This is a genomic window from Loktanella agnita, assembly GCF_046640325.1.
GTDB classification, from domain to species: Bacteria; Pseudomonadota; Alphaproteobacteria; order Rhodobacterales; family Rhodobacteraceae; genus Yoonia; species Yoonia agnita.
The window spans coordinates 21740-34321 of sequence record NZ_JBJMBF010000028.1; the positions used below are offsets into that span (position 1 = coordinate 21740).

Below are 12582 nucleotides of genomic sequence, written 5' to 3' on the forward strand. Positions count from 1 at the left end.
CCCTGGGGATGACATGACCGACCTTGCACCACTGCGCCGCGCGCTGCTTTCCGTATCTGACAAGACAGGGCTGGTCGATCTGGCCCGCGCATTGGCCGACCGGGGTGTCGAGCTGTTGTCCACCGGCGGCTCTGCCAAGACCCTGCGCGAGGCCGGGCTTGAGGTCCGCGATGTGGCCGAAGTGACCGGTTTTCCTGAAATGATGGATGGCCGGGTTAAGACGTTGCACCCGGCGGTGCATGGTGGCTTGCTCGCCCTGCGCGACAATGACGCCCATAAAGACGCGATGGTCGAACACCATATCGGCCCGATTGATCTGCTGGTGGTGAACCTTTACCCGTTCGAAGAAACGCTGGCCCGTGGGGCCGGTTATGACGAAATGGTCGAGAACATTGATATTGGCGGCCCTGCGATGATCCGTGCTGCGGCCAAGAACCATGCATTTGTCACCACGGTTGTCGATGTGAAGGATTATCTTCCGCTGCTGGCGGAGCTGGACGCCAATGATGGCCAGACCACCTATGCGTTCCGCCAGACCCTTGCCAAGATCGCCTATGCCCGCACTGCGGCCTATGACACAGCAGTCAGCACATGGATGGCGGGCGCGATCGGGCAGGACACGCCGCGCCGCCGGTCCTTTGCCGGGACGTTCAAACAGGTGATGCGCTATGGTGAAAACAGCCACCAGAAAGCGGCGTTTTATACAGACGGCACAGGCCGCCCCGGTGTCGCCACAGCCCAACAGCATCAGGGCAAGGAATTGTCCTATAACAATATCAACGACACAGATGCCGCGTTTGAGCTGGTAGCTGAATTTGACCCCGCCGATGGCCCTGCCGTTGCGATCATCAAACACGCCAACCCCTGTGGTGTGGCCCGTGGCGCAACATTGCTGGAGGCCTATCAGAATGCCTTTGACTGCGACCGTACGTCGGCCTTTGGCGGGATCGTCGCGCTGAACCAGCCACTGGACGAAGCCACCGCACGTGCGATTGTTGAGATTTTCACAGAAGTTGTCATCGCCCCCGGCGCGTCTGAGGCCGCAAAAGCAGTCTTTGCGACCAAGAAGAACCTGCGCTTGCTGACCACTGATGCCCTGCCTGATGTGAAGGCCCCAATCACCACCTATCGCCAAGTGGCCGGTGGGATGCTGGTGCAGGACAAGGATACCGGCTTTGTCGGTATGGATGATCTGAAGGTTGTCACCAAGAAAGCCCCCAGCGATGAACAGATGGCGGACCTTCTGTTTGCGTGGAAGGTCGCGAAACATGTGAAATCCAACGCAATTGTCTATGTGAAAGACAAGGCGACTGTCGGTGTCGGCGCAGGTCAGATGAGCCGCTTGGACAGCGCCCTGATCGCCGCCAAGAAAGCAGAGCGTATGGCAGAGGCGATGGGCCTGCCCGCGCCGCTGACCAAAGGCTCTGCCGTGGCGTCTGATGCGTTTTTCCCCTTTGCCGATGGTTTGATGGAGGCTGCCGCCGCTGGTGCCACCTGCGTGATCCAGCCCGGCGGGTCGATGCGGGACGATGAGGTGATTGCCGCTGCTGATGAGGCAGGCATCGCCATGGTCTTTACCGGCATGCGCCATTTCCGGCATTAAGTCTGAGCGCGCGGGCGTGGCCTGCGGTGAAAGCGGAGAATTCTGATGCGTTACGTGTTCTGGAGCGGGTTTGCCGTTTTTCTGCTGGATCAACTGAGCAAATATTACGTCGTCCATATGCTCAGGCTGGATGAACCCGGTGTCAGCCCGATTGACGTGTGGTCCCCGTTTCTGGAATTCCGCATGGCGTGGAACCGGGGGGTGAATTTCGGGCTGTTCGCCGATTTTGATATGCGCTGGGTGCTGGTGGGCGTGGCCTTTGTGATCTCTGCCGCTGTTTTGTACTGGCTGCGCAAGCCGCGCGGATCGAAATGGGTCTATATCGCGGGTGGCGTGTTGATCGGTGGTGCGCTGGGCAATGTGGTGGACCGTATTTTCTATGGTGCGGTGGCGGATTTCCTGAATATGTCGTGCTGCGGGATCAGTAACCCTTATGCATTCAACATCGCGGATGTGGCGATTTTCATCGGCGCGATTGGCATTGCTTTCCTTGCGGATGACGGCCAGCCGAAGCCCCGCAAGAAGAAGGCGTGACCTCGCTTTCCCCATCAGCTACACAGTCGCAGTGAACCCGAGGACATACGCCATGCGCTCCATCACATTCCTAATTCTGGCCGTCACCCTGATGACCGCCTGCGGCGATACCGACCGTCCCCTGCGCGACATGCGCGCAAGTGGCGGTGGCCCGGATGAGTTTCAGGTGATCCCTGTCCGTCCGCTGGAAATGCCTGCAACGTTCAGCCTGCCGGAACCCACGCCGGGCGGGTCCAACCGCACTGATCCGACCCCGAATACTGATGCGATTGCTGCCCTTGGTGGCCGCCCGTCTGCGCAAGTGGCGGGCGGTATCCCCACCGGTGACGCCGCGCTGGTCGCCCAGTCGGGCCGCTACGGTGTTGATCCCGCAATTCGGTCGCAGCTAGCCGCCGAGGATGCCCGTATTCTGGAACGCAAGCGCCGCACGAATGTCTTTAACCCGCTGAACCGGGATCGTTATTTCCCGGCTTATGCCGGTCAGGCGCTTGATGCCTCTGCTGAGCAAGCCCGGTTACGTGCTTTGGGTGTGGCCGTCCCGGTGCGCCCGGTCGCTGCCCGGCCACAACCGCGAACGCAGCCTGAATCCACCGCCGAAGCACCAGCGGAGAAAGAAGAGGCAGGCCTGCTGCAACGCACGCTGGCCCCGATTTTCCAATCTGCCCCCCGCGATGTGGAAGGCGAACCGATGGAGTGCATCTGGACCACCGCAGGCCCCGGCAACGAGCTGCGCCGCGTTTGCACCCCGGTCACGCCAGAGGAAGAGTAATCTCTATGGCTGGTGCCTGCTGATGTCGGCCACCAGTTTTGATGCGCTCTGCGTCCGCGCTGCCCAGTCCGCACCTGTGATCACATCATAGCGCAGGTCATAGCGGTTCAGCAGTGTGATCAGGCATTCCAGAAAGCGTGTTCTGGCTGCGCTATCGCCCGTGTAGCGCGTGCCATCGTTGGTCCACGGCACGTCAGGCGTCAGCAGGATGTAGTGGGTTGCTGCTGTCCAACCGGCTGCGATATCGAGCAGCGGTTCTGGTATTTTACCCAACAAGAAATCGGCCCAGGCCATTGTTTGGATCAGGTCCGTGTCTTCGATGCAGACAGGGCCGGACCGGGCCGCAATTTCGCGACGCAGGGCAATATGGCCCTGCGAGAGCGCGATGAAATCCGCTGCCGTCCAATTTTGACCCTGCCGGAATTGCGCATCATAGGATCGGCCATATTCGGGAATGACCGGATAGCCCAGCGCATTGGCTAATGTTGTTTTGCCTGTGCTTTCCGGGCCGAGCAGGCAAATTCGCGTTTGGTAGTCGGGCCGGACCGCAGGTGGGATGAAATCCCAATGCGCAGCAGGGTTAGCACGGATTTGGCGCGCTGAAATCGGCACGCTGTCCCGTGGCAGGTCGACAATAAAGGGGGCCGCATCCAGTGTTTCGGCCAGTTTCGTGACATAGGTTTCCGAACCGAAGACTGTATCAATCGGCTTGGGGTGGTATTCTGCAATCACCGCTTTCCAGATAGTCCAGAAATCGGGGTGTTCTGCCGGTTCCTGCGGGATGTCCCGATGCAGATGCACCACGCGGACATTGCGCCGCACCGACTGGCTGACCCAGTCAAAGCGGCGCTGTCCGTCGATTGGTTCGCAATCGCGGGTGCAGACCAGAACCGTTAGCTCGTCCACAAGGTTGCTGGCGACGTCGCACAGGAACTGATGGCCTGCGTGAAAGGGCATGAATTTGCCAAGGACAAATCCACGCCTCATGCCTGTTTTGCCGCTGCCCGCCATTGAAACAGGCCAAGGATCGCCAGACCCAAGAACACCCCGTAAAGGGCCGCTGTCGGGGTCAGGTCCTTGACCCAGAACAACCCGATGGCCAGCACATCGACGGCAATCCACAAATACCAGCTTTCGATATGCCGCCGCGACAGCAGGAACTGCGCCAGCACGCTAAGCGCTGCGACGGCCCCATCCCAATAAGGGAACGACGCGTCGGTCAGCCGAGCCATCAGCGTGCTGATCGCCAACCAGCCAATGACGGCGGTCAGAAGGTAGACCAGATATTGCCGCTGCGGCAGCGGGACAACGATGACTTTGCCGTCATTCTGGCGGAACTGGAGCCAATACCAGACGCCATATATCTGGATGAAAAAGTAATACACCTGCAGCAGCGCATCGCTGTAAAGCTGATAGTCAAAGAAGATCTTTGCGTAGAGCAGTACCATCACGATGCCAAACGGGTAGTTCCACATGGACCGCCGGATAATCAGCGTCACATTGATAAGCCCCAGCACCACGGCTGCGTATTCAATCGGGCGCGAACCCAACATTTGGAGAACAAAATCCAGCACTCGTTACACTCCGGTTTCGATTTGCGGCTGATATTACATGCTGCATTTTGATCCGCCAGCGCTCACATCCGCGTATGGTCTATTGCACATGTCGCGAACTGACGTAGTTAATTGTGTGACAAGCCAAAAGGATGCTTATGATACGTTTATTTGCCGCTTTTGCCATGACACTGGCCGCGTTTTCCGCGCAGGCCGAAGAGGTCACAACCTATACTCTGGACAATGGGATGGAGGTGGTGGTGATCGAAGATCACCGTGCCCCCGCCGTTGTGCATATGGTCTGGTATCGGGTCGGGTCCGCCGATGAGACCGTAGGTAATTCCGGTGTCGCCCATTTTCTGGAACATCTGATGTTCAAGGGAACCGAAACACTGGCGCCGCGTGAATTCTCGGCCACTGTTGCGGCCAATGGTGGCAGCGACAACGCCTTTACCAGCTATGATTATACCGCCTATTTCCAACGCATCGCCGCCGACCGGCTAGAGCTGATGATGCAGATGGAAAGCGACCGGATGAACAATCTGCAGATCACGGCGGATGATGTAGCGACCGAGCGGAATGTGATTCTGGAAGAGCGGAACCAGCGCACAGAGAACAATCCCAATGCCCTTGCCCGTGAGCAGTTCAATGCCGCCCTCTACCAGAACCACCGGTACGGCCTGCCGATCATCGGCTGGAAGCACGAGATGGAGCAGCTGGACCTGCAGGATGCGCTGGATTTCTATGATCTCTATTATGCACCCAACAACGCAATCCTTGTGGTTGCTGGTGATGTGGACCCCGAAGAGGTCAAGGCACTGGCAGAGCAATACTACGGGGTCATCCCGGCAGAACCGCAATTGCCCGACCGCTTTCGCCCCGAAGAACCCCCGCATCGCGCGGAGCGCCGGATCACCTATGTCGATCCCCGCGTGAGCCAGCCATATCTTACCCGCAGTTATTTGGCCCCAGAGCGCGACCCCGGCGCGCAGAAAGAGGCCGCCGCCTTGGTCTATCTGGCTGAATTGCTGGGCGGGTCGCCCTTTACGTCCGATCTGGGCCGCGCCTTGCAGTTCGATAGCCAGATCGCGATTTATGCGGGGGCCTCTTACGGGGGTGAATCGCTGGATGAGACCAGCTTTAACCTTGTCGTGGCCCCTGCTGACGGTGTCAGCCTGTCGGAGGCAGAGGCTGCAATGGATAAGGTCGTCGCTGATTTCATGGCTGCGGATATTGATCCGGCCAGAATTGAGAGCATCCGCACACAGATGCGCGCGGCAGAGGTTTACGCCCTTGATGATGTGCAGCGCCTTGCGCGGCGCTATGGTGCCGGGCTGACCCAGGGACTGACCATTGCGGATATTCAGGCATGGCCGGACATCCTGCAAAACGTGACAGAGGCGGATATCAAGGCCGTCGCGGCCAAAGTGTTCAATCCCGATAAGGCCGTCACCGGCTGGGTTGTGGCAACGAAAGAGGAGGCAAGCTGATGCTGCGTGGATTGATTGCAATCGGCCTGTCCCTATGGGCTGCGACCGCATGGGCTGAAATTGATATTATCGAGGTCACCTCTGACGGGGGGATTGAAGCTTGGGTGGTTGAAGAACCGTCGATCCCCTTTATGGCGCTGGAAATCCGGTTTCGCGGCGGTGCATCCCTAGATGAACCCGGCAAGCGCGGCGCGATCAACCTGATGACCGGATTGATCGAGGAAGGCTCAGGCGAGATGGATGCACAGGCGTTCCAGACCGCCCGCGAGGCTTTGGCCGCCAGCTATCGCTTTCGCGCCTATGATGATTCTATCGCGATTTCCGCGCAGATGCTAAGCGAAAACCGTGAAGAGGCATTGGCTCTGCTGCGTCAGGCGTTAATCGCGCCGCGGTTTGATCAGGATGCCCTCGACCGGGTTCGCGCGCAGGTCCTTTCGGGGATCGCCAGTGATAGCAAAGACCCCAACAGTATCTCAAGCGCGGTGTTTGATCAGGCAGCTTTTGGGGATCACCCCTATGGCAGCGTGCTGGATGGCACTGTGGAAACGGTCACCGGCCTGACGCAAGACGATATGGTCAGTGCGCATCAGAATGCATTGACCCGTGACCGGCTGTATGTGTCTGTCGTGGGCGATATCACCGCCGAAGAGGTCGGCCCGATGTTGGATGATCTGCTGGGCGATTTGCCCGCCGCAGGACCGCCCCTGCCGAACGACGTGCCTTTTGGTCTTGCCGGTGGTGTGACGGTTGTGGATTTTGACACCCCGCAATCCGTGGCGTTGTTTGGCCATGCGGGGATCAAACGCGACGATCCGGATTTCTTTGCCGCCTATATCGTCAACCATGTGCTGGGCGCCGGCGGTTTTGAATCCCGTCTGATGGATGAAGTCCGCGAAAAACGTGGCCTGACCTATGGAATCAGCACGTTTCTTTATCCGATGTTCCACGCAGAGGTGATGCTGGGCAGAGTGGCCTCTGGCAATGCGACAATTGCCGAAGCCATCGCGGTGACGCGTGCTGAATGGGCCCGTATGGCAGAGGATGGCATGACCGCAGAAGAGCTTTCTACGGCCAAGACCTATCTGACCGGCGAATACCCCCTGCGCTTTGACGGCAATGGCGAGATTGCCAAAATCATGGTGGGGATGCAGATGATCGACCTGCCACCGGACTACGTGACCAATCGCAATGAGTACGTTGAGGCGGTGACGCTGGAGGATGTGAACCGGGTGGCGGCGGAATTGCTGAAACCCGAAAATCTGCATTTTGTCGTAGTAGGCCGCCCGGAGGGGTTGGAGACGACGCAATAGTATGGAAAGTCAGTGGGCCCCGGATCAAGTCCGGGGCCACTGCCGCACGTGCGGCGCTGTTCCAGAACCTCTGACGACTTGCCACGGTCCTCAATCAAAATGCCCTATGCCGGGTCAGTGAGCACATGAAGCACCGCCTGTTCGGCGACCCCTGACATTCCGCATTTAAGCGCGGCATCTCTTTGCCCGCGATCCCACGACAAGATGCGCTGGATGGTGTCCTCCAACGGTCGGCACGTCAGCCCAGCCTCTTGCGCCCTCGCCGTGCTGACGTTCAGCATGTGCCTGACTATCGGGTCGTCTGGCACGATCAGGGGCAAGTCGGACCATGGTTGCAACCCTGCCTTCGTGAAGGCCTGCAATGGTCCCCAGCGCAGATCGGCAGGTTGCTGGGTTTGCGCAAATATCGCTGACAACATCGCCGCGAATGTCATCGGGGGTGCTGTGGTGTTGAAAATGCCGCCGATCCGACGCTCGGCCAGATGCAATATGAAGGCTGCGACGTCTGCGATGTCGATCACTTGTATTGATCTGTCGGGCGGGTCGGGAACCGGTAGCGCGCCGCCCTGATCGCAGCGCCTGACCCACCATGTAAAGCGGTCGGTCTTATCGCCCGGCCCTACAATCAGCCCCAATCGGATCACAGTTGCACTGTCCCCCAAAGCTGCAATAACGGTTTCCTCGCAAGCCCTTTTTAGTGGCCCATAGGCGGGACCATAATGTGTGGCGTCAGTGCGATGTGCTGGCAGGGTACCATACGCAAACTTCAGATCTGCGTCAGATGCGGTTGGCGCGAGTGCTGTTTCGTCCTGACCCGGTTCTGACAGGTCAGAATAGACTGATATCGACGAGACAAAGACATAATGCACATGCCCCACCGCGGCGATCAGACGGTTCACCATATCGGGGGCGTAGCCGCAGGTGTCGATGATTGTATCAAATGCGCCATACAGGTCAGGCAAGCTTTGGTCGCGGTCGGCGATCAGTGTTGCAGCCCCGGCGGTCACGTTTTGGCCGCTGCGCGTCATCACTGTCACTTCATGACCCGCCGTAACGGCGGCGCGTGCCACTTCCCCGCCCAGAAATCCGGTTCCACCGACACAAAGCAAGCGCATGACAAGATCCTTTCCCTTTAGGTAAGCAAAGACTTACCTAAAGAGTGTTGTCAAATGCGTGCCGCGTCTCTGTCAGGCCTCTGCGAACATGGGGTCAATGCGGGCATAGCTGGCCTCCATCCCTTCTTCCACGCCGGTTTCGAGCATGGCGGCCCGGCTTTCGGCATCGGCCACGGTCATGCGCAGGGTCAGCAAGGTGCCCCCGCTCTTTGCGGCAAAACTCGTAACACAGTGCGTATCGGGCGTGGCATCAGGCACATGCATCCGTTCGACATGTTCGGTGCGCTCATTCGGTGTCAGCGCGATAAATTCCCCGGTCAGATAGAAGCCGTTTTCGCCATTCGCATCCTCCCAATCCAGCCGGATCTTGCCGCCGGGCCATGCCTCATACGTGCACTGGGTCATGACCCAACCATCGGGACCGTAGAGCCATTTTTTCACCAGTTCAGGGTCGGTATGCGCCCGGTAAACCAGTTCAGGCGTTGCGGAAAATTCGCGGGTGACAATCACATGTGTGTCACCTTCGAGCGTCAGTGAGAGTTTGGTCATTCAACTGTCCTTTCTTCGCTGGCTTGCATTTCGGCCAACAGCGTGTCGAGCCGGTCGTAATTCGTTTCCATGGTCCGACGCAGCATCGCTAGCCAGTCATCCAGATTGTCGAGCGCCTGCGGGGATAACCTGCAAGGCCGTCGCTGCCCATCGACCCGCCGCGTGATCAGCCCTGCATTTTCCAATACTTTCAGATGCCGCGAGATTGCGGGTTGCGACATGGCAAAGGGTGCGGCGAGTTCCATCACCCCGGCCTCACCCTCGGCCAGCCGTTGCAGAATGGCGAGCCGCGTGGGGTCAGACAGGGCGGAAAAAGTCGTGGCAAGCTGCATGTAAATCACCCATTCGTTATATAACTTATAGATTATATTTTATCGTCGGTAAATAGTGTTTCGGACCCCTCGTAGAATCGCGGGAATCTATGCTATCCCTTGTGGCATGGCTATTGCAGACCCCCAGATACAGCCGCGCCCTGTCATCCGACAGCTGGACGAGGCCGCAATTAACCGCATCGCTGCGGGTGAGGTGCTGGAGCGCCCTGCCTCTGCTGTGAAGGAACTGGTGGAAAACGCTGTTGATGCTGGGGCGACCCGAATTGAGATCGTGATTGCCGATGGCGGCAAGACCCTGATCCGCGTCACAGATGATGGCTGCGGCATTGCGGCGGATGATCTGCCGCTGGCGCTTGCCCGCCATGCCACGTCGAAAATCGACGGCACCGATCTGCTGAATATCACATCTTTCGGGTTTCGGGGTGAGGCGCTGCCCTCGCTTGGTGCGGTGGGCCGTTTGGCGATCACCAGCCGCGTGGCCGGCGCGGATGCGCATAGTATCGCGGTCTCTGGCGGGCGCATGGCCGAGGTCCGCCCTGCTGCCCTGTCCGTTGGCACGGTGGTTGAACTGCGCGATATGTTCTATGCGACCCCCGCCCGCCTGAAATTCCTGCGCACCGACCGGGCAGAGGCGCAGGCGGTGGGCGATGTCGTCAAACGGCTGGCGATGGCCGAACCCTTTGTCAGTTTTATCCTGCGCGATGTCTCGGGTGGTGATAGCCGCACGACATTCCGCGCTGATGCGCAAACCGGCGATCTGTTTGATGCGCTGCATGGACGGTTGCGGTCGGTTTTGGGGCGCGATTTTGCCGAAAACGCCCTGCCCATCGACGCGCAGCGCGAAGGGTTTCACCTGACCGGCTATGCGGCCTTGCCGACCTATTCCCGTGGTGCGGCGATTGCCCAGTTTCTGTTTGTGAATGGTCGTCCCGTGCGGGACAAGATGCTTCTGGGCGCGTTGCGCGCCGCCTATATGGATGTGCTGTCGCGTGATCGCCACCCGGTCGCGGCCTTGTTTGTGGATTGCGATCCTATGCTGGTCGATGTGAACGTGCATCCCGCAAAGTCAGAGGTCCGGTTCCGCGATCCCGGTGCTGTGCGTGGATTGATCGTGTCGGGTCTGCGGCATGCACTGGCCGAGGCGGGGCACCGTGCGTCTTCGACCGTGGCAGATGCTACGCTGGGCGCGATGCAGCCGGAACGCCCGGCTGACGCCCCGCCCCGTGTGTATCAGATGGACCGCCGCAACCTGCCCGACCGTCCTAGTTTCACCGCCCGTTCGATGACGTTTCAGGCGCAGGCCCCCGGCTTTTCCGAGGCCCCGTCTGCCCGGATCGAACCGGTGGCAGAGGATGAACCGCAGGATCTGCCCCTTGGCGCAGCCCGCGCACAGGTGCATGAAAATTACATCATTGCCCAGACCGAAAATGGCATCGTCATTGTCGACCAGCACGCTGCCCATGAACGACTGGTTTACGAAAAGCTGAAAGCCCAGATGGCTGAAAACGGCGTTCCCGCGCAGGCCTTGCTGATCCCCGAAATCGTCGAGATGACCGAAGGTGAGGCGGCGATGCTGCTGGAGATCGCGGAGGACCTGGCACGGCTGGGGCTGAGCATCGAACCCTTCGGCGGCGGTGCCATCGCCGTGCGCGAAACCCCCGCAATCCTGGGTGAGGTGAATGCCGAAAAGATGCTGCGCGACATCCTTGACGAACTCTCCGATCAGGGCGACAGCGCCAGTTTGCAGGCCCGAATTGATGCGATCCTCAGCCGGGTTTCCTGCCACGGGTCGATCCGGTCGGGCCGCCGCATGCAAGGGGCAGAGATGAACGCCCTGCTGCGCGAGATGGAAGCGACCCCAAAATCAGGCCAATGCAACCATGGCCGCCCCACATATGTAGAGCTGAAATTGTCTGATATCGAAAGGCTCTTTGGTCGCACATGATCCAGATTGGTGAACAGAGTTTTGACATCAGCGATCCGCTGGTGATTGCCGCGCTGGTGGCTGTTGCAGTTGCGCTGCTGGTGATCATTCTGCTGATCACCACCTTGCGCCGCGCCGGGGCATCGTCGGATATGGTGCATTATGTGGCCAGCCAGATGGGCCGCCTGTCGCAGGACGTAAATGCGCTGGGACAGGGGCAAAGCCAACTGGCGGGCAATATCCAGACGGTCAGTGACGCGCAGGCCAACGCGCAGGTTCGGGTGATCCAGACGATGGAAACGCGACTGGCCGAGGTGCAGGCGCAGATGGCGGAGCGGCTGGCCGAGAACGCAACCCGCTCTGCCCGGTCGCTGACCGATATGCAGGAACGCATGAAGGAAACCCTGACCGGGAGTTCGGAAAAGACAACCAAAAGCCTGACGCAACTGCAAGAACGTTTGGCGACCATAGACCGCGCCCAAACGAACATTGAAAAGTTGTCGGGGGATGTGCTGTCGTTGCAGGATATCCTATCAAATAAGCAGCGTCGCGGGATGTTCGGGGAAATCCAGCTGACAGATATTGTGTCCAAGGCGCTGCCCTCGGACAGCTATACGCTGCAAGCGACCCTGTCGAACGGCAAGCGCGCGGATTGTCTGGTGCATCTGCCAAACCCGCCCGGCCCCATCGTGATCGACGCGAAATTCCCGTTTGAAGCCTATGAAACCTTTGCGGCCGCAGAAACGCCAGAAATGCAAAAAATCGCCCTGCGCGATCTGGGCAATGCGGTGCGGGTGCATATCAAGGCGATTTCAGAGAAATACCTGATCGAGGGTGAAACCGCCGATGGCGCGATCATGTTTCTGCCATCCGAGGCAGTTTATGCCGAGCTGCACGCCCGCCTGCCAGAGGTGGTGCGCGCCGGTTTTGACGCCCGCGTTTGGATCGTGTCGCCCACCACTTGTATGGCCACGCTGAACACGATGCGCGCAATTCTCAAAGATGCCCGGATGCGCGAACAGGCGGGCGAAATCCGTAAAGCGCTGCGTTTATTGCACCGCGATGTAGAGATTATCGGCGAAAAGGCAGGTAAGCTGGAAACCCATCTGCGCCAAGCGGGCGATGATGTGTCCGGCGTATTGACCGCCGCCACCCGCGCAGGCAAACGTGCGGACCGGCTGGATAATTTCGATTTTGAAGAGCTTGCGCCAGACACAGCAGAGGTTGTTCCACTGGCTGCCCCGCCCCATCAGGACTGACCCTGCGGTAAAATCTTTTCTTTTTTCATAGTTCGTTAGCCGAGCACTGCTAGAGCGTGTCGTGTGTTTTCAGATTCAGGATTCCCAGATCACGTATGATGTGATTCCCTATGCTTGGCGCAGATATGGGGGGCGCAGATGGGC

At 59.1% G+C, this 12582-nt stretch carries 12 protein-coding genes; 7 read left to right on the plus strand and 5 right to left on the minus strand.

Annotated features, from left to right (window positions below; translation table 11 throughout):
* The first annotated feature begins 13 nt into the window (after window positions 1-13).
* From purH to ACJ5NV_RS19800, 3 genes are read left to right on the plus strand one after another with little or no spacing between them, the layout of a single operon-like run.
* Window positions 14-1603, plus strand: a complete 1590-nt coding sequence (purH, locus tag ACJ5NV_RS19790) for a bifunctional phosphoribosylaminoimidazolecarboxamide formyltransferase/IMP cyclohydrolase (protein WP_411646535.1) — start codon at window positions 14-16, stop codon at window positions 1601-1603.
* A gap of 45 nt (window positions 1604-1648) precedes the next feature.
* Window positions 1649-2137 (plus strand): signal peptidase II, encoded by a 489-nt coding sequence (gene lspA, locus ACJ5NV_RS19795; protein WP_411646536.1) that lies wholly within the window; start codon window positions 1649-1651, stop codon window positions 2135-2137.
* A 52-nt stretch (window positions 2138-2189) separates the two neighbouring features.
* Window positions 2190-2906 (plus strand): DUF3035 domain-containing protein, encoded by a 717-nt coding sequence (locus ACJ5NV_RS19800; RefSeq protein ID WP_411646538.1) that lies wholly within the window; start codon window positions 2190-2192, stop codon window positions 2904-2906.
* A gap of 3 nt (window positions 2907-2909) precedes the next feature.
* Here the strand turns inward: ACJ5NV_RS19800 and ACJ5NV_RS19805 are convergent, their stop codons facing one another.
* Together ACJ5NV_RS19805 and pnuC are read right to left on the minus strand one after the other, a co-directional pair.
* Window positions 2910-3893 carry an AAA family ATPase gene (locus ACJ5NV_RS19805; protein WP_411646539.1) on the minus strand — a complete coding sequence of 328 codons (984 nt, stop codon included), beginning with the start codon at window positions 3891-3893 and terminating at the stop codon, window positions 2910-2912.
* Window positions 3890-4480, minus strand: a complete 591-nt coding sequence (gene pnuC / locus ACJ5NV_RS19810; protein WP_411646541.1) for a nicotinamide riboside transporter PnuC — start codon at window positions 4478-4480, stop codon at window positions 3890-3892. Before pnuC ends, ACJ5NV_RS19805 begins: the two co-directional genes overlap by 4 nt.
* A gap of 137 nt (window positions 4481-4617) precedes the next feature.
* Between pnuC and ACJ5NV_RS19815 the strand changes: the two genes are divergently transcribed.
* On the plus strand, window positions 4618-5949 hold the full coding sequence (locus ACJ5NV_RS19815; RefSeq protein ID WP_411646543.1) for a M16 family metallopeptidase: 1332 nt from the start codon (window positions 4618-4620) through the stop codon (window positions 5947-5949).
* Window positions 5949-7259 carry a M16 family metallopeptidase gene (locus tag ACJ5NV_RS19820; protein WP_411646545.1) on the plus strand — a complete coding sequence of 437 codons (1311 nt, stop codon included), beginning with the start codon at window positions 5949-5951 and terminating at the stop codon, window positions 7257-7259. Before ACJ5NV_RS19815 ends, ACJ5NV_RS19820 begins: the two co-directional genes overlap by 1 nt.
* A gap of 104 nt (window positions 7260-7363) precedes the next feature.
* Here the strand turns inward: ACJ5NV_RS19820 and ACJ5NV_RS19825 are convergent, their stop codons facing one another.
* The 3 genes from ACJ5NV_RS19825 to ACJ5NV_RS19835 all read right to left on the minus strand — a co-directional run bounded on the left by ACJ5NV_RS19825 (window position 7364) and on the right by ACJ5NV_RS19835 (window position 9255).
* The gene (locus ACJ5NV_RS19825; RefSeq protein ID WP_411646547.1) at window positions 7364-8374 is read right to left on the minus strand and encodes a Rossmann-fold NAD(P)-binding domain-containing protein; all 1011 of its coding nucleotides are present in this window, start codon (window positions 8372-8374) and stop codon (window positions 7364-7366) included.
* A 72-nt stretch (window positions 8375-8446) separates the two neighbouring features.
* Window positions 8447-8923: an SRPBCC domain-containing protein gene (locus ACJ5NV_RS19830; RefSeq protein WP_411646548.1), complete on the minus strand. Its 477-nt coding sequence runs from the start codon at window positions 8921-8923 to the stop codon at window positions 8447-8449.
* Window positions 8920-9255, minus strand: a complete 336-nt coding sequence (locus ACJ5NV_RS19835; RefSeq protein ID WP_411646550.1) for an ArsR/SmtB family transcription factor — start codon at window positions 9253-9255, stop codon at window positions 8920-8922. The genes ACJ5NV_RS19830 and ACJ5NV_RS19835 overlap by 4 nt, the downstream gene beginning before the upstream one ends.
* A gap of 106 nt (window positions 9256-9361) precedes the next feature.
* On the opposite strand from ACJ5NV_RS19835, the gene mutL reads away from it, so the two are divergent.
* Together mutL and ACJ5NV_RS19845 are read left to right on the plus strand one after the other, a co-directional pair.
* Window positions 9362-11200, plus strand: coding sequence for a DNA mismatch repair endonuclease MutL (mutL, locus tag ACJ5NV_RS19840; RefSeq protein WP_411646552.1), 1839 nt, complete (start codon window positions 9362-9364; stop codon window positions 11198-11200).
* Window positions 11197-12438, plus strand: coding sequence for a DNA recombination protein RmuC (locus ACJ5NV_RS19845; protein ID WP_411646554.1), 1242 nt, complete (start codon window positions 11197-11199; stop codon window positions 12436-12438). Before mutL ends, ACJ5NV_RS19845 begins: the two co-directional genes overlap by 4 nt.
* Window positions 12439-12582: the final 144 nt, after the last annotated feature.

Bases quoted from the DNA above. Each gene is read 5' to 3' on its own strand.
- purH (WP_411646535.1), top strand. From the start codon at position 14: ATGACCGACCTTGCACCACTGCGCCGCGCGCTGCTTTCCGTATCTGAC.
- lspA (WP_411646536.1), top strand. From the start codon at position 1,649: ATGCGTTACGTGTTCTGGAGCGGGTTTGCCGTTTTTCTGCTGGATCAA.
- ACJ5NV_RS19800 (WP_411646538.1), top strand. From the start codon at position 2,190: ATGCGCTCCATCACATTCCTAATTCTGGCCGTCACCCTGATGACCGCC.
- ACJ5NV_RS19805 (WP_411646539.1), bottom strand. From the start codon at position 3,893: ATGAGGCGTGGATTTGTCCTTGGCAAATTCATGCCCTTTCACGCAGGC.
- ACJ5NV_RS19815 (WP_411646543.1), top strand. From the start codon at position 4,618: ATGATACGTTTATTTGCCGCTTTTGCCATGACACTGGCCGCGTTTTCC.
- ACJ5NV_RS19820 (WP_411646545.1), top strand. From the start codon at position 5,949: ATGCTGCGTGGATTGATTGCAATCGGCCTGTCCCTATGGGCTGCGACC.
- ACJ5NV_RS19825 (WP_411646547.1), bottom strand. From the start codon at position 8,374: ATGCGCTTGCTTTGTGTCGGTGGAACCGGATTTCTGGGCGGGGAAGTG.
- ACJ5NV_RS19830 (WP_411646548.1), bottom strand. From the start codon at position 8,923: ATGACCAAACTCTCACTGACGCTCGAAGGTGACACACATGTGATTGTC.
- ACJ5NV_RS19835 (WP_411646550.1), bottom strand. From the start codon at position 9,255: ATGCAGCTTGCCACGACTTTTTCCGCCCTGTCTGACCCCACGCGGCTC.
- mutL (WP_411646552.1), top strand. From the start codon at position 9,362: ATGGCTATTGCAGACCCCCAGATACAGCCGCGCCCTGTCATCCGACAG.
- ACJ5NV_RS19845 (WP_411646554.1), top strand. From the start codon at position 11,197: ATGATCCAGATTGGTGAACAGAGTTTTGACATCAGCGATCCGCTGGTG.